The following is a 24,651-nucleotide window of genomic DNA, read 5'->3' on the forward strand; positions in this document are numbered from 1 at the left end:
TGGGCGCGTTGCATGGCCTTCAAGACACCACCTCCCCAATCACCAAACGCTCAAGCCACCACTGCGCCACTCCCTGAACATTCGGCGCTTTAAGCAAGGTGAAATGATTCCCCTCGCCATACCCCACCTCCAGCCCACTGCCTTGGCGCCGCCAGCCTTCAATCATCAACCCCTGCTCACGCTGATTGCCCGCCATATCCAGGGTCGCGTCGCGTGCCAACACCAGGCGCACCACCCCGCGATACGGCCGCGCCGGCCGATACACCGTGCGCAACGCCGCCGCATAGGTACGCGCAGGCCCCACCATCGCATCCACCGCAGCGCGGGCAGGCAGCAACCCCACGCGTACCATCCCCGCATGCAACGCCTGCCGCTGGGCCACTTCATCGCGCAGGGCAAAGTCCGGCGGATCGATGCCCAGCGACTTGCCGGCCGACACCTGCATGGACTCGATCAAGCGCAGCAGCGCCGCCGTCGAGGTATATGGCCGCCCTATCACACCGTTGCCACCCGGCGACTCACTGTCGATCACAGTCAATGACGCCACTTCACGCCCCGCAGCCTGCAAGCGCAGCGCCATTTCCAGCGCGACCCAGCCACCAAACGAATGCCCGATCAGATGCACCGGCCCCTGCGGGCACTCGTGCTCCAACGCAGCCAGGTAACACTGCGCCGCCGCTTCCACTTGGCTGTGGGGCACCGCTTCGCCGTCGAGGCCACGGGGTTGCAAGCCATACAGCGGCCAGTCACGCCCCAGTGCCTCACTCAAGCCGACGAAGCCGGTGACGCTGTCACCCGCCCCCGGCACACAAAAGATCGGGGCGTGCCCTGCGCGGCCGCTTTGAATGCGCAGCAACGGTTGATGCGCGACCTCCTTGACCGGCGTCCCCGTTGCCAATGCCTCGTTCAGCGCGCGGCCCAACGCCTGGATATGTGGCGCTTGCATCATGCTCTGGTGATCCCCCGGCACTTCGATGCGGCGCAGTTGCCCCGGCGCCAGCGCGTCGCTCCAGCCCAGCGACTCACTGCGTCGCGACAGCTCGGTAGGCCGTTCCTCGGCACTGAACAGATGCACCGCCAGCGGCAGCGGGAACAGGCTGTAATGCGCCAACGCATGTCCATGCCCGACTTCCCGCTCGATGAAATTCAAGAGGTCGGTGTCCGTCGCCGCCGCCATTTGCGCGTATAGCAGACCTTGATCGCGACAGCGTTGCAGCAGGCCCGCAAAGTCCAGCTGTCCAAGGCCTGCCTCCAATTGCTCAATACTCGCCAACTCATTGATACCTCCCTGGGCTTTCCAATAGGCGCTGCACTGCAACAGCAAGTGGCGCTTGAGCGCGTCCGTACCGCTCCAGCGCGCCTTGCCTTGGTCGGTCATGCGCGGCACGTAGCTGTCGATCAGCCCGAGAAACGCGACCGACTCGTCCAGACCCAGCAGTTGCATGGCGACTTCATAGGCCAGCACCCCGCCAAACGACCAACCGGCGATCCGGTACGGCCCATGGGGCTGGAGGCCGCGAATCAGACCGACCAGGCGCGCCGCCAACCCTTCCATGGTGTTCAAGTGCGGCTCGCCGAGGGGCACGCCCGGCAGGCCATAGATGGGGTAATCGCCGGGCAGATGCTGGCCCAGCGCCGGGAAGTACACGTCCATGCCGCTGAACTCGTGCACCAGGAACAGCGGCGGCTGCGAACCGCCGCTGCGCACCGTGACCACCGACGTCTCACGCACCGGCTCATCGGCACGCTCGCGCAGCATCGCCGCCACGGAGGCCACGCTGGCATGCTGGAACAGCTCGGCCAGGGACACCGGCAAACCGGCCTCCTCCATCAGCTTGACCAGGCGGATCGCCAACAGCGAATGCCCACCCAACTCGAAGAAGCTGTCATGCCGCCCCACCTGCTCAAGTTTCAGCACCTCGGCCCAGAGTGGCGCCAAGGTTTGCTCCAAAGCGTCCATCGGGGCTTCGAAATCGCGCTGGGCCAGCGCCTCCCTGTCAGGTATCGGCAAGGCTTTACGGTCGACCTTGCCATTGGCGGTCAACGGCAACTGCGCCAAGGGAACATAGGCCGACGGGACCATGTACGCCGGCAACTGGCCTTGCAGGCAGGCACGCACCGCGTCGACGCCGACCGGTTCGCCGGCCCAGGTGAAATACGCGACCAGACGCTTGTCGCCCGGTACGTCCTCACGCGCCAGCACCACCGCCTCCCGGACGCCGGTGCAGGCGGCCAGGCGCGCTTCGATCTCACCCAGCTCGATGCGGAAACCGCGGATCTTCACCTGGTCGTCATTGCGTCCGATGCACTCCAGCAGGCCGTCCGCCGTCCAGCGGCCGAGGTCGCCGGTGCGGTACATCAGGTTGCCCGGGTTGAACGGGTCATCGACAAACTTCTCGGCAGTCAGCTCGGGCCGGTTCAAATACCCCTTGGCCACGCCGTCGCCGCCGATGCAGATTTCGCCGCTCACCCCCAACGGCAGCGCTTGCAGTTGCGCATCCAGCACATAGACCTGGGTATTGGCAATCGGCCCGCCAATCGGCACGCTGTCGGCGCTTGGCGCCAGCGCACGCACTTCATGCGTGGTGGCGTAGGTGGTGGTTTCGGTCGGCCCATAGCAATGCACCAGGCGCACGGCCGGTGCCCGTGCCAGCAACGTGCGGAAGGCGGCCGGGTCGGCCCGCTCGCCGCCACACAGCAGGATGCGCAAACCGGCCAATGCGTCCGGGATCATCTGCACATACTGGTTGAACAGCGCCGTGGTCACGAACAGCACCGTGGCGCCTGCCAACGCCGCGCCGAACGCGGCCGGGTCGAGCAAGGTGGCATGGTCGATCACCTGCACCTGGCCGCCGTTGAGCAAGGCGCCCCACACATCCATGGTACTGGCGTCGAAGGCCGGGTTGGAGGCAAAGGCCACGCGGTCACTGGCATTGAAGTCGGCATAGCCATTGTTGAGCACCAGCCGGGTAATGCCGCGATGCGGCACCAGAACGCCTTTGGGCGCGCCGGTGGAGCCCGAGGTGTACATGATGTACGCCACGCTGTCCGACGCCTGCGACAGGGCCGGGTTATGGCTCGGTTGCGGGTCGAGAACCAGGGTGTCCAGATCCAGCCGCTGCGCCGAATGCACGGGGCGCGTATCGCTGCGAGTCAACAGCCAGGTCGCGCCGCTGTCTTGCAGCATGAAGTCCTGGCGCTCGGCCGGCGCGTTGAGGTCCAGCGGCACGTAGGCGGCCGCGCATTTGAGGATCGCCAATTGGCAGACCAGCAGGTCCAGCGAACGCGGCAACAGCATCGCCACAGGCTCGCCCGGCTGCACGCCCAGCCCCAACAAATGATGGGCCAGGCGGTTGGCGCGGGTGTTCAAGTCAGCGTAGCTCAAGCCGTGTTCGCCATGCCGTGCCGCCACGGCATCCGGTCGTGCCTGGGCCTGGGCTTCGAACAGGCGCTGCACCGTGTGTTCACGCGGGTACGCCCGAGTGGTCGCGTTGAAGCCCAGCAACTGCTGTTGCTCGACGTCGGGCAGAATCGGCAAGCGCCCGATGGCGATAGCGCTGCCCTGCTCCAGCGCCTGCACGATGTGCTCAAGGGCGACCTTCAGGTAGGCACACAGGCGTCGGGCACCCGGCCCCATGGCCTTGAGGCTGAAACCGTCGCCCAGGTCATCCACACTCAGCGACAGCGCATAGTTGGTGTGCTCCTGCGCCTTGAGCAATTGAATGCCTTGCCACGCCTCGGCCACTCCAGTGGCGTGCGGCGCACTGTGGCGGTAGTTGAACAGCACGTTGAACAGCGGCGTTCCCACCGGCACACCGCTGCAACGTTGCGCCACGGCCAGCGGTGCGTGTTCATGGCTGAGCAGTTGGCTCAGGCGTGCGTGGGTGGCGCGCAGGGCATCACGCACCGCGTGTTCACCGAGGTCGACGCGCAGCGGCAGGGTATTGATAAATACGCCCATGGCCCGCTCGGCGCCTTCGCCACCTTGCAGGCGGCCGAGCATCACCGTGCCGAACACCACCTGCTCACGCCCCGCCACCTTGCCCAACACATGAGCCCAGGCCAGGTGCATCAGGCTCGCTGCGCTGACACCCGACAGACGCGCCTGGCTGCGCAGGCGCTGGCTGAGTGACGGGTCTATTGCCACCTGCACCGACTCATCAGGCCCCAGCGGCTCGACTTGCGTCGGCTCATCGATCTCACTGAGCATCTCGCGGAAAAAGCCTTCGTGATCGTCCCCACCCGGTCGGGTCTGGGCCAGCGTCTGGGCTACATAGTTGCGATACGGAACGGCCTCTCCCAAGGTGTCCGAAGCCCCCAGCAAAAAGGCTTGCAGCTCCTGTTGCAGGATGTCCAGGGCGACGTGGTCCATGACCAAGTGGTGGAACAACAGCGTGGCGACCAGCCCTTGCGCCGCCTCGGCGCACACCAGGCGCATCAACGGTGCCTGGCCCAGGTCCAGACGCTGCGGCAGCGGCCCGGTTTCAACCCGCAACACCGCGTTGCGCCACACCACTTGCACCGGCTCCTCCAGGCCGTCCCAGTGGAACGATGAGCGCAGCACGTCATGCCGCTGGATCACCGCCTGCAACGCCTGGGTAAAGGCGTCCAGGCGCGCCTGGCTGTCAAAGCCGAATTGCGCCTGAAGCACATAAGCGTCAGCGCCCTGCGTCGCACGATGCTGATACAGCATTCCGGCCTGCAACGGCGCCAGCGCGTAGATATCCTGCACATTCGCCACGCCCCCCGGGATGCAGGCGACGATCCGGTCGATGGCCGGTTGATCGAGCTGGATCAACGGCAGCATATCCGGGGTGATCCGGGTGCAATCCGCGGTAATCCGATTGGCCGGCACCGCCACTTCGCGCCCGCCGCCCAACGCCGCCGCCAGACCCGCCAGCGTCGGTTGGCCGAACAGCACCTTCACGTCCGCCGACAACCCCAGGCGGCGCATGCGCCCCATCAGGCTGACCGCCAGCAACGAGTGCCCGCCCAACTCGAAGAAGTTGTCGTGACGGCCTACGCGCTCCACATTGAGCAGCTCGGCCCACAGGCTGGCCAGGCTGATTTCCGTGTCGCCCTGGGGCGCTTCGTATTCGCGCCTCCCCAGCGCATCCACATCCGGTGCCGGCAGTGCCTTGCGGTCGAGCTTGCCGTTGGGGCTCAGCGGCAAGGCCTCAAGATGTACGAAGACAGCCGGGACCATAAATTCCGGCAGGTGGTGCAGGAGGTGGGCGCGCAGTGCTTCGACCGCAGTCGGCACGCCGGTGTAATAGGCGATCAGCCGGTCTTCACGCGCTACAACCGCCGCTTCGTTGACCTGGGCATGTTCCAGCAGTCGCGCCTGGATTTCCCCCAGTTCGATCCGCAGGCCACGGATCTTCACCTGGTCATCGTTACGGCCCAGGTACTCGATATTGCCGTCGGGCAAATAGCGGCCCACGTCCCCGGTGCGATACAGGCGCCCGTGGGTGAACGGGTCGTCGAGGAAACGCTCGGCGGTCAGTTCCGGGCGGTTCAGATAACCCCGTGCCACTTGCACACCGCCGATGAACAATTCACCGACCACGCCCAGCGGTACCGGCTGCAACTGCGCATCCAGCAGGTACATGCGGGTATTGGCAATCGGCTTGCCGATCGGCGTGTTGTCCGGGGTCAGCGGCCCGGCGCAATTCCACGCCGTCACATCCACCGCCGCTTCTGTCGGGCCATACAGGTTGTACAGGGCGATCCCCGGCAACTGCTGCTTGAAGCGGCGCACCAGGCTGCCCGGCAAGGCTTCGCCACTGCACATCACCCGCACCAGCGCAGCGGCCTGGCTCAGATCGTCATGAGCGAGGAACACCTCGAGCATCGACGGCACAAAGTGCAGGGTGGTGACGCGTTCGGCCTCGATCACCTCGCACAGGTAGGCCGGGTCTTTGTGCCCGCCCGGGCGCGCCATGACCAGGCGCGCACCGCTCAACAGCGGCCAGAAGAACTCCCACACCGACACATCGAAACTGAACGGGGTTTTCTGCAGCACCGTATCATCGGCAGTCAGCCCGTATTCGTCCTGCATCCACAACAGGCGATTGACCACCCCCGCGTGCTCGTTGATCACGCCCTTGGGCTGGCCGGTGGAGCCGGAGGTGTAGATCACATACGCGGTCTGGCTGGCTACCTGGGGATTCTCGGCCGACAGGTGCTGCCAGGTCGGGCGGTCCAGGTCGACCACCGGCACCTGGCCGAGCAAGGTATGCGTCGTGTCCTGGGCCAGCACGACCCAAGGCGCGCTGTCCTTGAGCATGTAGGCGATGCGCTCCAGCGGGTAGGCCGGGTCCAACGGTACATAGCCGGCACCGGCCTTGAGAATCGCGTACAGGCCGACCACCATTTCCAGGCCGCGCTCCACGCAGATAGCGACCCGCGCGCCCGGTTGCACGCCCAACGCCATCAGGTGATGGGCCAACCGATTGGCTTGTGCATTGAGTTCGGCGTAGGTCAACTGCCGATCCCCGGCCTTGACGGCCACGGCGTGCGGTGAACGCTCGACCTGAGCCTCGAACAACCCATGCAGGGTCTGGTCGAGGTTGTAATCGACCTGCGTGGCGTTGAAGTCGAACAGCAGGTGCTGGCGCTCGCGCTCATCCAGCAGCGGTGCATGTTCCAGCACGGCCTGGTCGTTATCGACCATGGCCTGCAAGACCCGCTTGAAATAGCCGACGTAACGCTCGATTGTCGACTCATCGAACAGCGCCACGGCGTATTCCAGCGATCCGATCAAAGTGCCCTGCACCTCTCCCAGGTCCAGGGACAGATCGAACTTGGCAAAGTGGCTGTTCTCCACAATGCTCTCCAACGCCAGGTCACCCAGCGCCAGGGCCGGGGCGCTGCTGTCCTGCCAGGTCAGCAGGGTCTGGAACAGCGGGCTGTGCGCCAGGCTGCGCACCGGGCGGGTAATCTCCACCACTTGTTCGAACGGCAGGTCCTGATGGGCCTGGGCCGCCAGCGTCAGGCGCTTGACCCGCGCCAGCAGGGCCTCGGTGCTCAACTCACCCGAGGTATCGATGCGCACCGCCAGGGTGTTGACGAACAGCCCGATCAGCCCTTCCACCTCGCTGCGCGTGCGGTTGGCCACCGGCGAGCCGATCACCAGGTCCTGCTGCCCGGACAACCGCGCCAACAAGGACGCCCAGGCCGCCATCAAGGTCATGTACAGCGTGGTGCCATGCCGCTGGCTCAAAGCCTTGAGCCCGGCCGTGAGGCGTTCATCCAGGCGCACGGCGACGCTGTTGCCGGCGTAGTCCTGTTGCGCCGGGCGCGGGCGATCGGTGGGCAGCGTGAGCAAGGCCGGGGCGCCGTCCAGCGCCTGCTGCCAATAGGCGCTCTGGCGTTGCAGCACTTCACCGCTCAACCACAGGCGCTGCCACACGGCAAAGTCGCCGTACTGGATCGGCAGCGGCGGCAACGGGTCTGGCTGGCCGTGGCTGAACGCCCGGTACAGCGCCATCAGCTCACGGGTCAGCACGCCCATCGACCAGCCATCGGAAACGATGTGGTGCAGGGTCAACAGCAACACATGGTGATCGTCGGCCATCACCACCAGGCGTCCGCGCAGCAACGGGCCACGCTCCAGGTCGAACGGCGCCGACGCTTCGCCCTGGATCAGCGCATCCAGCGCCTGCTGCGGTTGCGGGTGGCGGCGCAGGTCCTGTACTTGCAGGGGCAGCATCTCCTCGGCCGGAACCACCAGCACTTGGGCTTCGTCACCGTGCTGGGCGAAACGGCTGCGCAGGGTTTCATGCCGCGCAACGATGCGTGCCAGTGCGCGCTGCAACGCCTCTACGTGCAACTGCCCGCGCAGGCGCAGGCCAATGGGGATGTTGTAGGCGGTGTTGGCGCCTTCCATCAGCGCCAGGAACCACAGGCGCTGCTGGGCGAAGGACAGCGGGATGTGTTCATCGCGGTTGGCCGGGAGGATGTCCGGCAAGGTGCTGCGGCCGGCCTGGGCCAACACGTCGCTGACGGCGGCAAGTTCGGCGTTGGCAAACAAGTCCCCCAGCAACAGCTCCACGCCCAGGCGCTGGCGTACCTGGGACACCATGCGCATGGCCAGCAACGAGTGCCCGCCCAGTTCGAAGAAATGGTCGTGCCGCCCCACGCGCTCGACCTGCAGCACATCGGCCCAGATCTGCGCCAGCTGGGTTTCGATTTCGCCTTGGGGCGCCGCGTATTCACGGCTAAACACCGCCGCCATGTCCGGCGCCGGCAGGGCCTTGCGGTCGAGCTTGCCGTTGGCGGTCAGCGGCAACGCGTCGAGTTTCACGAAGGCCACCGGCACCATGTAGTCCGGCAGGTGCGCCACCAGATGGGCGCGGATGCCCGCCACCGTCAGCGGGTCCAACTGCGGCTTCTCAGTGAAATAAGCCACCAGCCGCTCGTCACGCACCAGCACCACGGCTTCGAGGATGCCGGGCAGTTGGTTGAGCTGGGTTTCGATCTCGCCCAACTCGATGCGCATGCCGCGGATTTTCACCTGGTCGTCGTTACGCCCCAGGTACTCGAGGTTGCCGTCCGGCAGCCAACGCACCAGGTCGCCGCTGCGGTACATGCGCCCGCCGTTGAACGGGTCTTGCAGGAAGCGTTCTGCAGTCAGTTCCGGGCGGTTCAGGTAACCGCGCGCCACCCCCTTGCCGCCCACATACAATTCGCCTGCCACGCCCAGGGGCACCGGGCGTTGTTGTTCGTCCAGCACGTACACCGTGGCATTGGCGATGGGTTTGCCGATATGCAGCGGCTGCCCCACTTCGACCTTGCCGGAAGTGGCAACCACCGTGGCTTCGGTGGGGCCATAGTTGTTGATCAATGCAAAGCGCTGCGCCCGCGCAAACTGGCGCAGGCGGTCGCCGCCGATCAACAGGGTGCGCAGCGTCGGGTGTTCGATCTGTTGGCTGAAGGCATACTCGGCCACCGGTGTCGGCAGGAAGCCTACATCCAGAGGTTGCGCGGCCCACCACGCCAGCAAGGCGTCGATGTCTTCACCGCCCTCCTGGGTCGGTGCCAAGTGCAGGGTCGCGCCCACACACAGTGCCGGCCACACTTCCCAGGCCATCGCGTCAAAGCCGAACCCGGCCACGCTGGCGGTATGGCGCCCGGCACACAGATCAAAGGCGTGGCAATGCCAGTCCACCAGGTTGGTCACGGTGTGGTGTTCCACCATCACGCCCTTGGGCAGGCCGGTGGAACCGGAGGTGTAGATCACGTACGCCAGGTTCGACGGCGTGACGCCGGTCTTGGGATTATTCGCCGAGTGGTGCTGCCAGGTGTAGCGATCCAGGTTGATCACCGGCACGTCCAGCACCGGCAGACGCTCGAGCAACGCCTGCTGGGTCAGTACCGCCACCGGGGCGCTGTCGCTCAGCAGGTAGTTCAGGCGCTCGGCCGGGTGGGAGGGGTCCACCGGCACATAGCAGGCCCCTGCCTTGAGGATCGCCAGCAACCCGGCCAGGGTGTCCAGGCCACGGCGGGCGACGATGGCCACGCGGTCGTCGGGCTGCACGCCCAGCGCGATCAGGTGATGAGCCAGCAGGTTGGCTTGCTGGTTCAACTCGGCATAGGTGCGTTGTCGGCCTTGGTGCACGGCGGCAATGGCGTCGGGCGTGAGCGCGGCCTGGGCCTCGATGCGCGCGTGCACCGAGGTGCCCTGGGGGAAGTCGACCTGGGTCGCGTTGAACTGTTCCAGCAGCAACTGTCGTTCGCCGGCGGGCAGCACCGCGATCTGGTTGAGCGCCGTGTGGGGCGCCTGCTCCAGCGCCGTCACCAGGTTTTCCAGGGCGGTTTGCAGGTAGGCGCAGACGCGTTGCGGGTCCACTTGGGTGCTGGCCAGCAGGCTCAGGCCAAAGCCTTCGCCGAAGTCATCCACGCTCAAGGTCAACGGGTAGTTGGTGCGCTCCTCGGCGCTGAGCGCGGTGATGCCCGCCCAGGCCGATAACGCCTGCTCACTGGCGGCCGACGCGCTGTGACGGTAGTTGAGCAAGGCGCTGAACAACGGCGTCGGTGCCACCACCCCACTGCAACGCTGCGCCAGGGCAAGCGCCGCATGTTCATGGCGCAGCAAGGTGGTCAGGCGCACGTGCGTGGTCTTGACCCCGGCACGCACGTCCTGGTCATCCACGTCCACGCGAAACGGCAAGGTGTTGATGAAGATTCCCAGCGCACGCTCGGTGTCATGACTGCCTTGCATACGGCCCATCAAGACCGTGCCGAATACCACCTGCCGCTTGCCGGCGAGCACGCCCAGCACCTGTGCCCAGCCCATATGGAACAGGCTGGCGGCGCTCACCGCCAACAGCCGTGCCTGTGCACGCAGGCGCTGCCCCAGCTGCGGCGACAGCGGCAGGCTGACTTCAGTGATGCCACGGGCATCGCCCTGTACATCCTGCAAGCCGAACGGCAAGGTCGGCTCGCTGATATCGCCGAGCATCTGGCGGAAGAACGCCTCGTGCTCCTGCTCGCTGACACCCAGTCGCGCCTGAGCCACATAGTTGCGAAACGGCACCGGCTGACCGAGCGCCGCGCCCTGCCCCAACAGGCACGCCTGCAGTTCATGGCAGACCACTTCAAGGGCGCTGTGGTCCAGAGCCATGTGGTGAAACAGCAAGGTGGCGACAATCCGCGCATTCACCGGGTCATCGGCGCGCACCAGGCGCAGCAACGGCGCCCGGGTCACGTCGAGGCGATAGTGACGAACGTCGAACAGCCCGTGCAGTTGCGCCGCGATGTCGCCATCGGCGGGGTCCAGTTCAAGGGCCTGCACCGGCAGGCGAGCCTGGCGCCAGACCACTTGCGAGGGCTCGCGCAAACCTTCCCAGACCACGCTGGTACGCAGGATGTCGTGCCGGTCCATGACGGCCTGCAGGGCCTGGGCAAACGCGTCGAAACGCTCAAGGCTGTCGAAGGCGAACTGCGACTGCATCACATACGGGTCACCGTGCTCGGCGCTGACGTGATGGAACAGGATGCCTTCCTGCAGCGGCGCCAACGGGTAGATGTCCTGGATATTCGCGACACCGCCATCGACCGTGGCGACGAGGCCGTCGATCTCCTCCTGGCTCAGCGTCGACAGGCTCAACATCGCCGGGGTGATGCGCTCGGCATCCAGCGGGATGCCATTGGCCGGCACCGTTACTTCACCGGCCTTGGTCGCCGAGTATTCGCCGCCCTTGATCAACTCGATCAGCGCCGGTTTGTGTTCGCGCAACGCGGCCAGCAGCGCCGGGTCTTGCAACGCTTGTTTATTGCCTTGCACCGACAACTGCTCACCCTTGAGCGCCAATTGGACACCCTTGGTTTGCAGCGTCGCCAATAGTTCGAGGATGCTCACAGGACGATCTCCATTTGTTCGATGACGGCGGCGTAGCCCGCCAGGGTCGGCTGTTCGAACAGCGCCCGCACATCGGCTTCCATGCCTTCCTGGCGCAAGCGCCCGATCAAGCTCACGGCGAGCAGCGAATGCCCGCCCAGTTCAAAGAAATTGTCGTGGCGCCCTACCCGCTCCACGCCAAGCAGCTCGGCCCACAGCCGGGCCAGCAGGGTCTCGGTGTGACCTTGCGGCGCCTGGTATTCGCGCACGATCAATGCCTCCATGCCCGGCAGCGGCAACGCCTTGCGGTCAAGCTTGCCGTTGGGGCTCAGCGGCAGCGCGTCGAGGTGCACGAACAGGGCGGGCACCATGAAGTCCGGCAGGTGCTGCAACAGATGCGCGCGCAGTGTTTCGATGTCGGTGTGCACGCCGGTGTAGTAGGCGATCAGCCGCTCTTCGCGGGCTACTACCGCCGCTTCATTGACCTGCGCGTGCTCCAGCAGGCGCGCCTGGATTTCGCCCAGTTCAATGCGCAGGCCACGGATCTTCACCTGGTCATCGTTACGGCCCAGGTACTCGATATTGCCGTCGGGCATATAGCGACCCACGTCCCCGGTGCGATACAGGCGCCCTTGGGTGAACGGGTCGTCGAGGAAACGCTCGGCGGTCAGTTCCGGGCGGTTCAGGTAACCCCGCGCCACTTGCACCCCACCGATGAACAACTCACCGACCACGCCCAGCGGCACCGGCTGCAACTGCGCATCCAGCACATACATGCGGGTGTTGGCGATGGGTTTGCCGATCGGCGTGTTGTCCGGTACCTCGGGGCGTGCGCAGTTCCAGGCCGTCACGTCCACCGCCGCTTCTGTCGGGCCATACAGGTTGTACAGGCCGCTCCCCGGCAACTGCTGCTTGAAGCGCCGCACCAGGCTGCCCGGCAACGCTTCGCCACTGCACATCACCCGCACCAGCCCGCTGGCCTGGCCAACATCGCCATGGGCCAGAAACACATCGAGCATCGACGGTACAAAGTGCAAGGTGGTGATGTGTTCGGCCTCGATCACGTCGCACAGGTACGCCGGGTCTTTGTGCCCACCCGGGCGCGCCATGACCAGGCGCGCACCGCTCAACAGCGGCCAGAAGAATTCCCACACCGACACGTCGAAGCTGAACGGGGTTTTCTGCAACACCGAGTCATCGGCCTTGAGGCCATAGGCGTCCTGCATCCACAACAACCGGTTGACCACGCCCGCGTGTTCATTGATCACGCCTTTGGGCTGGCCCGTGGAACCCGAGGTGTAGATCACATAGGCCGAGTGCCGGGCGCTCAGGCCCGGCACCTGGGGGTTGGTGGCGGGCTGGTGCTGCCAGGTGACCGAATCCAGATCAAGCAGCGGCACGTCGCCCAGCAACGTGCGGGTGCCACCTTGCGCCAGCACCACCACCGGCGCGCTGTCTTGCAGCATGTAGGCGATGCGCTCCAACGGGTACGCCGGGTCCAGCGGCACGTAGGCGCCACCGGCCTTGAGGATGGCCAGCAGGCCGACCACCATGTCCAGGCCCCGCTCGACGCAGATACCCACGTGTGAATCCGGCTCTACTCCGAGTTCCCGCAGGTGATGGGCCAGGCGGTTGGCACGTTCATTAAGCTCTGCGTAGCTCAGTTGCTGCTCAGCGGCCTTGACCGCCGGCGCATTCGGCGTTTTCGCCACCTGCGCCTCGAACAGACCGTGCAGGGTCTGGTCGAGGTTGTAGCTGACATCGGTGGCGTTGAACGCCACCAGCAGTTTCTGGCGCTCGTCGTGGCCCAGGACCGGCAGACGATTGAGCGCCTGGTGCGGTGCCTGCTCCAAGGCGTCAACCAGGCCCGCCAGGGCCGTCTGCATATAACCGCACACGCGCTGCGCATCGAACTGCGCCAGGGCGGTGACGTCGTAGCCATCGCCCAGGTCATCCACGTTCAACGTCAGCGGGTAGTTGGTGCGCCCATCGTTGACCAGCGTCTGCATGCCTTCCCACGCCTGCTGTGCCTCGGCGGCACGCGTAGCGGCGCCGCGATGGCGATAGTTGAGCATCGAGCTGAACAACGGCGCCGGTGCCGCCACCCCACTGCAACGCTGGGCCAGGGCCAGGGACGCATGTTCATGCCCGAGCAACGCGGTCAGCCGCGCATGGGTGGCCCGCACGGCCATACGGGCGCCTTGCGCATCGATATCCAGGCGCAGCGGCAAGGTATTGATAAACACCCCGAGCGCCCTGTCGGCGCCCTCGCCGCCTTGCATGCGCCCGACCAGCACCGTGCCGAACACCACGCTGTGGCGGCCCGACGTAGCCGCCAGCACTTGGCCCCAGGCCAGGTGGAACAGGCTTGCGCTGCTCACGCCAAGCAACCTGGCTTGGGCGCGCAGGCGGCGGTTGAGCTCGCTGTCCAGGCGCAGGCAGTGTTCATCGATCTCACGGCCGTCGCCGCGCACATCCTGCAAGCCAAACGGCAAGGTCGGCTCGTCAATATCGCCGAGCATCTCGCGGAAGAACGCTTCGTGCTCCTGTTCGCTGACGCCCAGGCGCGCCTGAGCCACGTAGTTGCGGTACGGCATGGGGGCGACGGTTGGCGCGGCGTGACCGAGCAAATGGCCCTGCATTTCGCGCAGCACCACGTCGAACGCGGTGTGGTCCAGCGCAATGTGGTGATACAGCAACGCCGCGACTACGCGTTGGTTGGCCGGGTCCTGGGCGAACATCAAACGAATCAGCGGGGCTTGGCGGATATCCAGGCGATAGCGGCGGGCATCGGAGTGTGCGTACAGCGCCGCCAACACATCGCCGTCCAACTGCAACTCTTCCAGCGGCAACTCGGCACGGCGCCATACCACTTGCAGCGGCTGCACCAGGCCCTCCCAGACCACGCCGGTGCGCAGGATATCGTGACGGTCGATCACCTGTTGCAGCGCCTGGGCAAAGGCTTGCAGGCGCTCGAGGCAATCAAAGGCCAGGTGCGATTGCAGCAGGTATGGGTCGCCCTGCTCGGCGCTGAGGTAGTGATACAGCATGCCTTCCTGCAACGGCGCCAGCGGGTAGATATCCTGCACATTGGCCGCGCCACCGGGCACCTGGTTGACCACCTGATCGAGGGTCGATTGATCGAGGTCGACCAGGGTCAGCATATCCGGGGTAATGCGCGCGCAATCGGCGGCAATCCGGTTGGGCGGCACCTGCACTTCGCGGCCACTGCCCACGGCGCCGGCCAGGGCGGCCAACGTCGGCTGACTGAACAATACGCGCACGTCGGCGCTCAGGCCGACCTGGCGCATGCGTTCGATCAGGCTGACGGCCAGCAACGAATGCCCGCCCAGCTCAAAGAAGTGGTCATGGCGCCCGACGCGCTCCACTTGCAGCACCTCGGCCCAGATCCGCGCCAGGGTGGTTTCCACATCGCCCTGGGGCGCCTCGTAGTCGCGGCTGAGCAACGCAGCCTGATCGGGCTCCGGCAGGGCCTTGCGGTCCAGCTTGCCGTTGGCGGTCAGGGGCCACGCGTCGAGCTTGACGTAGGCGACCGGCACCAGTGCGTCCGGCAGTTGCGCTTGCAGTTGCTCGCGCAGCGTCTCGATGGCCGGCGCTTGCTGCGCGGTGAACCAGGCCACCAGGCGAGCGTCACGCACCAGCACCACCGCTTCGTCAATGCCAGGCAAGGCGGCCAGGCGGCTTTCGATTTCGCCCAGTTCAACGCGTACGCCGCGTACTTTCACCTGGTCGTCGTTACGGCCCAGGTACTCGAGATTGCCGTCGGGCAACCAGCGCGCCAGGTCGCCGGTGCGGTACATGCGCCCAGGGTTGAACGGGTCTTGCAGGAAACGCTCGGCGGTCAGGTCCGCGCGGTTCAGATAGCCTCGCGCCACACCGCAACCGCCCACATACAACTCACCGACCACACCGACCGGCACCGGGCGCAACTGCGCATCGAGCAGGTAGGTGTGGGCATTGGCGATCGGCCTGCCGATATGCAGCACCTGCCCGGCGCGCACGCGGCCGGAAGTGGCGACCACCGTGGCTTCGGTGGGGCCGTAGTTATTGATCACTGCAAAGCGTCGCTCCTGGGTGAACTGGCGCAGGCGGTCGCCACCGATCAGCAGGATGCGCAACGTCGGGTGCAGCAGGTTCTGGCTGAAGGCGTACTCAGCCACGGGCGTGGGCAGGAAGCTCACATCCAGCGGCTGCGCCAGCCACCAGTCGAGCAGTGCGTCGATGTTCTCATTACCCATTCGGGCCGGCGGCAGGTGCAGGGTCGCGCCGGCGCAGAGGGCCGGCCAGACTTCCCAGGCCATCGCATCAAAGCCGAAACCGGCGACACTGCTGGTGTGGCTGCGCGCATCCAGGCCGAAGGCTTCGCAATGCCAGTGCACCAGGTTTTCCACGGTGCGGTGTTCCACCATCACGCCCTTGGGCTGGCCGGTGGAGCCGGAGGTGTAGATCACGTAGGCCAGGTGCGCGGGGGTCAGGGTCGGCAGTTGCGGGTTGCTGACGGGGTGGTGCTGCCAACGGTCGCCCTGCAGGTCCACGGTGGGCACCGCACCGAGCAGGTCACGGGTGCCGGCTTCGGCCAGCACCGCCACCGGGGCGCTGTCCTGCAACAGGTAGGCGATACGCTCGGCGGGGTACGCCGGGTCGATGGGCACATAGCCGGCGCCGGCCTTGAGAATGCCCAGCAACCCGACCAGCATCTGCGGGCCGCGACGGCAGCACAGCGCCACGCGGTCATCCGGCTGCACACCCTGTTGCAGCAGGTAATGAGCCAACTGGTTGGCGCGTTGATTGAGTTGCTGATAGGTCAGCGACTCCTCCTCTTGCTGCACGGCAATCGCGTTGGGCTGGCGCTCGACCTGGGCTTCAAAGGCGCCATGCACGGTGTGCCCGGTGGGGAAATCCACTGCAGTGTTGTTGAACTCGCGCAGCAGGGTTTCGCGCTCCGCCGCCGGCAGGATCGACAGCTGATTGAGCGCGGTGGTGGTGCCGCTTTCCAGGGTCGCGACCAGTTGCTCGATGGCGGCGTGCATGTAGCCGCACAGGCGCTGGGCGCCGATCTGCGGCAGCGCCAGCACGCTCAGGGCAAAGCCTGTTCCCAGATCATCGACACTCAAGGTCAGTGGGTAGTTGCTGCGTTCTTCACCGCCCAACAATTGCACGCCTTGCCAGATGCCCTGGCCGTCGCGGGCCATTTCGTCAGGCGTGCTATGCCGGTAATTGAGCAGCGCGCTGAACAGCGGCATGGCCGCCGCCACGCCGCTGCAACGTTGCGCCAGGGCCAGCGACGCATGTTCGTGGCCGAGCAATGCACTCAAGCGCGCATGGGTGGCCTTGACCGCCACCGCCGCGCCGGCGGCTACATTGACCCGCAGCGGCAAGGTATTGATGAACATGCCCAGCGCACGGTCGGCACCGTCGCCGGCCTGCATGCGGCCCATCAACACGGTGCCGAACACCACGTCGTCGCGCCCAGACACCAGCCCCAGCACCTGCGCCCAGGCCAGGTGCATCAGGCTCGCCGCGCTGACGCCCAGCAGGCGCGCCTGCTCACGTACCCGCAGCGCCAGGGCTGCCTCCAGCGGTTGCTCGGCTTCTTCGATATCCCGCCCGTCGCCCTGCACATCCTGCACGCCAAAGGGCAAGGTCGGTTCATCGACATCGGCGAGCATTTCGCGGAAGAACTGTTCATGTTCCGCCACGCTCACCCCCAGGCGTGCCTGGGCCACATAGTTGCGAAACGGCGACGGCGCAGGCAATGCATCGGCCTGGTCGAGCAGGCAGGCGCGCATTTCCTGGCCGACCACGGCCATGGCGGTATGGTCCAGCGCCAGGTGGTGGAACAGCAGGATCGCCGCGACTCGCTGATGGTTCGGGTCCTGCGCATAGACCATGCGCAGCAGCGGCGCCTGGGTGATGTCCAGGCGGTAGTGGCGGGCGTCGAAACGCGCGTGCAGTTGTTCGATGACACTACCGTCCGCCGGGTCCAGGGTGACTTCCTGCACCACTAGCTGGGCGTCGCGCCACACAACCTGCACCGGGCTGTCCAAGCCTTCCCAGACCACGCCCGTGCGCAAGATATCGTGGCGCGCAACCACCTGTTGCAGCGCGCCCATGAAGCTTTGCAAGCGCTCGAGGCTGTCGAACGCCATGCGCGACTGCAACAGGTAGGGATCGCCCTGCTCGGCGCTGATGTGGTGATAAAGGATGCCTTCCTGCAGCGGTGCCAGCGGGTAGATATCCTGCACATTCGCCGCGCCCCCCGGGACGCTGGCGACGATCCGCTCGATCGCCGCCTGATCGAGTTGCACCAGGCTCAGCATCGCCGGCTCGATGTGCGTGCAACCCGCCGGGATACCGTTGGCAGGCACCACGACCTCACGGCCGCTGCCGACCGCCGCCGCCAACGCGGCCAGGCTCGGCTGGCTGAACAGCACGCGCACATCGGCGCTCAGGCCCACCTGGCGCATGCGTTCGATCAGGCTGACGGCGAGCAACGAATGCCCGCCCAGCTCGAAGAAATGGTCGTGACGCCCCACGCGTTCCAGCTTGAGCACGTCCTGCCAGATCTGCGCCAGCAGGGTTTCCACTTCGCCTTCCGGCGCTTCGTAGCCACGGCTGAGCAGCGCGCTCTGGTCCGGAGCCGGCAAGCCCTTGCGATCCAGCTTGCCGTTGGCGGTCAGGGGCAACAGCGCGAGCCAGACATAGGCCGAAGGCACCATGTAATCCGGCAAACGCGCTTGCAGGTGAGCGCGCAATGCTTCAATCGGCAACGCCGCCTCGCCGGTGTAGTACGCCACCAGGCGCTTGTCGCCAGGCTGGTCTTCGCGGGCCAGCACCACGGCGTCCTTGACCCCGGCAAACGTGGCCAGGCACGTCTCGATTTCGCCCGGTTCGATACGGAAGCCGCGAATCTTCAATTGCAGGTCATTGCGCCCCTGGTAGAGCAACGTGCCGTCGGCCTGCCAGCTTGCCAGGTCGCCGGTGCGGTACAGCAGGCCGTCACCAAAGGGGTTGGCGATGAATTTTTCGGCGGTCAGTTGCGGCTGGTTCAAGTACCCCTTGGCCACACCCGCACCGCCGATATACAGCTCACCGACCACGCCCAGCGGCAGCGGTTGTTGACGGGCGTCGAGCACATAGGCCTGGGCATTCGCGATTGGCCGGCCGATGGGGATGCCGCCCTCGCCCACCGCAGTGATCTCGTGGATGGTGGAGAACGTGGTGGCTTCGGTCGGCCCGTAGCCGTTAAGCAGGTGCCGGGGCTTGCCGTGCCGGAGCACGCGGCCGATCACCAGCGGGTCGAGGACGTCGCCACCGACGATCAGGTAACGCAACTGAGGCAACACCGGCATCAGCGCATCGGCGTACTGATGGAACAGCCCGGCGGTCATCCACAACACACTGACGGCCTGCTCCTGCAGCAATGCGGCGAACGCCGCCTGGGACAGCAGCACGGCCTGGTCGACCACCACCACGCAACCGCCATTGAGCAACGGTGCCCACACATCGAGGGTGCTCGCATCGAACGCCGGGTTGGAAGCGAAGGCCACGCGGTCGCGCTCGTTGAAATCGGCATAACCGTTGTTGAGCACCAGGCGCGAGATGGCGCGGTGCGGCACTTGCACACCCTTCGGGGCGCCGGTGGAGCCGGAGGTGTAGAGGATGTACGCCACGCTTTCCGAGCTTTGCGCCAGGTCCGGATTGCGCGCTGACTGCGCCTCCAGATTCAGGTCGGCCAGGGTCGTGAGCACCCGATGTGCGCCGCTGTCCTGCACCATGTACGCCTGGCGGTCCACCGGGGCGTTGATGTCCAGCGGCACATACACCGCCGCGCACTTGAGGATCGCCAACTGACACACCAACAGATCGAGGGAGCGCGGCAGGGCAATCGCCACGCTTTCGCCGGGCTGCACGCCTTGCTGGAGCAAGTGATGGGCCAGGCGGTTGGCGCGCCGGTTAAGGTCACGGTAACTCAGCGACAACGCGCCGTGCACGGCCGCTACCGCCTCCGGCCGGGCCAGCGCCTGGGCTTCGAACAGTTGCTGCACGGTCAGTTGCGACGGGTATTCGCGGTGGGTGGCGTTGAACGTCACCAGCAGTTGATGACGCTCGGCGGGCGGCAGGATCGACACCGCCTGCAACGGCGTGGTCGGCGCTTGCTGCAAGGCGCTGACCAGATGGCGCAATGCGGTGAGCATGTATTTGCCCACACGTTGCACATCCAGGCTGGCCACGCCTTGCACGGTGAGCGCGAACCCGCTGCCCAAGTCATCGACATTGAGGACCAGGGGGTAGTTGCTGCGCTCTTCGGAACTGAGGATTTGAATGCCCGCAGCGGTGAACGGGCTGTCGCCCGGGGCTTCATCCGGCGCGCTGTGGCGGTAGTTGAGCAGCGTGCTGAACAACGGCAATGAACCCGGCACACCGCTGCAACGCTGGGCCAGGGACAACGAGGCGTGCTCATGCCCGAGCAATTGCGCCAGCCGCGCATGGGTGGCGCGCACCCCGGCCTGTACGCCGACAGTGCCGAGGCTGACCCGCAGCGGCAAGGTATTGATGAACATCCCCAGTGCGCGGTCGGCGCCCTCGCCGCCCTGCATACGGCCCAGCAACACGGTGCCGAACACCACCTCCTGCTGGCCGGACACCTGGCCCAGCACCTGCGCCCAGGCCAGGTGCACCAGGCTGGCAGTGCTCACGCCCAGCTGCCGCGCCTGCTCGCGCAGGCCCTGGCTAAGCGACGGCTCCAGGGGCAAGTGGGCTTCGAGGATGCCGCTGCCGTCGCCGTTCACGTCCTGCAGGCCGAACGCCAGGGTGGGCTCATCGAGATCGCCGAGCATGTCGCTGAAGAAGGCTTCGTGCTGCGCCTGGGTCACGCCGAGGCGCGCCTGGGCCACGTAATTGCGGTACTGCACCGGTTCCGGCAAGTGCGCGTCATCACCGGACAGGCTGGCGCTCATCTCCTGTACCAGCACTTGCAGCGCGGTGTGGTCGAGCAGGATGTGGTGCAACAACAGGATGCCGACCAACCCGTCCGGCGCCTGGGCATAGGCAAAGCGCATCAGTGAGGCGCGCGACAGGTCGAGGCGATAGTGGCGCGGGTCAAAGCGCTGCTGCAGTTGCGCCAACGCATCCTGGCCCGGGCTTTCCAGGCGCTCGACGGCCAGCGGCGCCTGGCGCAGCACCACTTGCACCGGTTCCTCCAGGCCCTCCCAGAGAATGCCGGTGCGCAGGATGTCATTGCGTTCGATCACGCGGTGCAGCGCCTGGACGAACGCGTCCACTGCGGCCTGGTCGGTGAAGCGCAACTGCACCTGCAACACGTAGGGATCGCCCTCGGTGGTTGCCAGGTGGTGGTAGAGGATGCCGGCTTGCAGCGGGGCCAGGCCGTAGATGTCCTGCACGTTGCCAAGGCCGCCGGGCACGCTGGCGATGATGTGGTCGATCGCCGCCTGGTCCAGCTCTACCAACGGCAGCATCTGCGGCGTGATCTGTTCGCAGGTTGCGCTGATGAGGTTGGCCGGGACCTGGACCTCCCGCTGACCGCCCACCGCTGCCGCCAACGCAGCCAGGGTGGGCTGGCCGAACAGCACGCGCACATCGGCACTGAGGTCGGCCTGGCGCATGCGTTCGATCAACTTGACCGCCAGCAACGAGTGCCCGCCCAGCTCGAAGAAGTTATCGTCACGCCCCACTCGGTCGAGCTTGAGCAGCTCTTGCCAGAGGCCGGCGATGGTGGTTTCCACCGCGCCCTGCGGGGCGGCATAACCACGGCGCACCAGCGCATCGGTATCCGGGGCAGGCAACGCCTTGCGGTCGAGCTTGCCGTTGGGGGTGAGCGGCAACTGGTCCAGCCGTACGAAGGCGCTGGGCACCATGTAGTCAGCCAGGCTGCGCAGTAGATGATCGCGCAAGGCGGCGGTGCTGAGTTCGCCGTCGGCAATCACATAGGCCACCAGACGTTTGTCGCCCGGTTCATCCTCGCGGGCAATCACCACGGCGTCACGCACGCCGTCGGCGGTGGCCAGGCGCGCTTCGATTTCGCCCAGTTCGATGCGGAAACCACGGATCTTCACCTGGTCGTCGTTACGCCCCAGATATTCAACGCTGCCGTCGGCCAGCAGGCGACCCAGGTCACCGGTCTTGTACAGGCGCTGGCCGGTAACCGGGTCGGTGAGGAAGCGTTCGGCGTTCAGCGCCGGTCGGTTCAAGTAACCACGCGCGACACCGGCACCGCCGACGTACAACTCGCCGGCCACGCCAAACGGCAACGGCTCGCGAGCCGCATCGAGCACGTACAACTGCAAGTCGGGAATACGCACGCCAATCGGGCTGACACCCACCAACTGGGCATCCGCCGCCTGCAAGGCGCGATAGGTCACGTGCACGGTGGTTTCGGTGATGCCATACATGTTGACCAGTTGCGTGCCGGCGTTGATTGCGCGGGCATACCACGGCTTGAGCAAGCCTGGCTCCAGGGCTTCACCGCCAAAAATCACCTGGCGCAGGGAATGCGCTGCGGGGCTGCGGCCTTGGGCGGCGATCAACTGCCGGAACGCGCTGGGCGTCTGGTTGAGGATGCTCACGCCCGCCTCGCAGAGCAGCGTGTAGCACTCATCCGGCGAGCGGCTGACCAGTTGCGGCACGATCAACAACTGGCCGCCGTGCATCAACGCGCCCCAGATCTCCCACACCGAGAAGTCGAAGGCAAAGGAGTGAAACAACGCCCACACATCGTTGCTATTGAAGCCAAACCAGTGCTCGGTGGCCGTGAACAACCGCGCCACCTGGCGGTGTTCGATCATCACGCCCTTGGGCAAGCCGGTGGAACCGGAGGTGTAGATCACGTAGGCCAGGTTGGCCGGGCTCAACGCCAGTCGCGGGTTGACGATGGATTCCTGGCCCAGGTGGTTGAGATCGATCTGCGTCAGCTCGCCGACCAAGTGCGCGGTGTTGGCCTGCACCAGCACGGCCACCGGCTCGCTGTCGTGCAAGGTGAAGGCGATACGTTCCAGCGGGTAAGCCGGATCGATGGGCACATAACCGGCACCGGCCTTGAGAATGCCCAGCAGGCCGATGATCATTTCCAGGCCACGCTCAACGCAGATCGCCACGCGGTCGTCGGGGCGCACACCTTGGGCCAGCAGGCGGTGAGCCACCTGGTTGGCGCGTTCATTGAGTTGACGGTAGGTCAGACGCCGGTGATCGAAACGCAGCGCGACCGCCTCGGGGTGGGCGGCGGCATGGGCTTCGACTTGCTGGTGGATCAGGGCGTTATCGGCATAATGCGTGGGGCTTTGGTTGAGGCCGTGCAGGAGGGTCTGGCGTTCGGCGTCGGGCAGTATGTTCAGGCCGCTGAGCGGCATATCCGGTCGCTGCTCCAACGCATCGGCCAGGCTTTCGAGGGCCGTATGCAGGTAGCCGGCCACTCGGCCTGCGCCGATGGAGGCCTCGACGATCACGCTCAGTGCAAGGTCTTCGCCCAGGTCATCGACGTTGACCGTCAGCGGGTAGTTGGTGCGCTCCTCGGCGCCCAACACCTGGATGCCGGGGGCGACCTCGATGACGGCGGCCATATCGGTGGCGGCGCTGTGACGGTAGTTAAGCATCGCACTGAACAGCGGCGTCGGCGCGGCGACGCCGCTGCAACGTTGCGCCAGTGCCAGGGAGGCATGTTCATGATCGAGCAAGGTGGTGAGGCGCGCATGGGTCGCCCTGACCCCGGCGCGGATGCCCTGCTCGCCCACGTCCACGCGCAACGGCAAGGTATTGATGAACATGCCCAAGGCGCGTTCACCACCTTCGCCCGCGTCCATGCGACCGAGCATCACCGTGCCGAACACCACCGCCTCACGGCCGGACACCACGCCCAGCACACGGGCCAGGGCCAGGTGCAGCAGGCTCGCCATGCTCACCCCCAACGGGCGTGCCAAGGTCCGCAGGCGCCGGCTCAGGCCGCTGTCGACGGGGATACGCGCTTCATCGACGCCGTGGCCATCGCCTTGCACATTCTGCAAGCCGAACGGCAACGTCGGCGCGTCGATATCGGCCAGCATCTCGCGGAAAAACGTTTCGTGAGCCTGCTCACTGACGCCCTGGCGTACCTGGGCGATGTAGCTGCGAAACGGCACCGGCTCGCCGGCCTGGGCGTGCTCGCCGACCAGGTACAGCTGGAGTTCATGGCGCACCCCGTCGAGGGCGGTGTGGTCGAGGATGGTGTGGTGGAACAGCAGCATTGCCACGACCCGCTGGTTGGCCGGGTCGTCTGCGAAGACCAGCCGCAACAGCGGCGCCTGGCCCAGGTCCATGCGGTAAGTGCGCGCGTCATAACGCGCCTGCAACTGGGCCAGCGCATCGCCGCCGTCGCAGCGGATGTCTTCGCATACCAGCGGCGCCTTGCGCCACACCACTTGCAGCGGTTCGTCGAGGCGCTCCCAGACCATCGAGGTGCGCAGGATGTCGTGGCGGTCGATCACCCATTGCAAGGCTTCGGCGAAAGCCTCCAGCCGTGCGCGGTTATCGAACACAAACTGCGCGTGCAGCACGTAGGGGTCGCCTTGCTCGGCCGAAAGGTGGTGGTAGAGCATGCCTTCCTGGAGCGGCGCCAGGGGGTAGATGTCTTGCACATTCGCCGCGCCACCCGGGATTGCGGCGACGATACGGTCGATGGCGGCCTGGTCGAGGTTGACCAGCGGCAGCATGGCCGGGGTGATGCGGTAAGCCGGGCTCAGCCAGTCACCGCCGTGCTCGGCCACCAGTGCCAGCAGTGCGGGCTTGTGGGCGATCAGTTGATCCCACAGCGCGTCGCTCAGGGCTTCGTCGTCGCCCAGGATGATCAGGTCGCCCTCTTCAGTTTGCAGACGGATCGCATGGGTGGAAATCGCTGCCAATAATTCGCTGAACTGCATGGGGTAACCTGCCTGATAAGTCACGGTTGAGAAGAAAGTCCGTTTTCAGCTGCCGCTTGAATCGGGTGCGCTGCGCGCCCTGGGAAAATAGCGGGCGCAGCCAGGGGGCCTGGGGGGCTTCCGGCTGGTCTGGGACGTTAAGGGGTTTGGCGGGTGGGGGGTGACATGGGAAGTGGGGACACGGGCGGACTTGCGCCGCTCTAGGCGGGACTTGGGTATCTACAGGATCGGGTACATATCCGTTGCTGCGGTAACGGCTGATATTGGTTCCGCCCTTACGGCGGGTCACTTTTGGAAAAGAGCCCCAAAAGTAACCAAAAGGGCTCCTGCCCCACCACTCGGCACCTCGCTCAGGCTCGGTGTGCCCGAACACAGGCT

At 66.0% G+C, this 24,651-nt stretch carries 2 protein-coding genes; both read right to left on the reverse strand.

From position 1 onward, the window contains the following. Positions 1-19 precede the first annotated feature (19 nt). The gene (locus C9383_RS24545) at positions 20-11,365 is read right to left on the reverse strand and encodes a non-ribosomal peptide synthetase (RefSeq protein ID WP_090370359.1); all 11,346 of its coding nucleotides are present in this window, start codon (positions 11,363-11,365) and stop codon (positions 20-22) included. Next, positions 11,362-24,273 carry a non-ribosomal peptide synthetase gene (locus C9383_RS24550; RefSeq protein WP_090370357.1) on the reverse strand — a complete coding sequence of 4,304 codons (12,912 nt, stop codon included), beginning with the start codon at positions 24,271-24,273 and terminating at the stop codon, positions 11,362-11,364. The genes C9383_RS24545 and C9383_RS24550 overlap by 4 nt, the downstream gene beginning before the upstream one ends. Positions 24,274-24,651: the final 378 nt, after the last annotated feature.

This window comes from Pseudomonas palleroniana (assembly GCF_003031675.1).
Taxonomy (GTDB): Bacteria; Pseudomonadota; Gammaproteobacteria; order Pseudomonadales; family Pseudomonadaceae; genus Aquipseudomonas; species Aquipseudomonas palleroniana.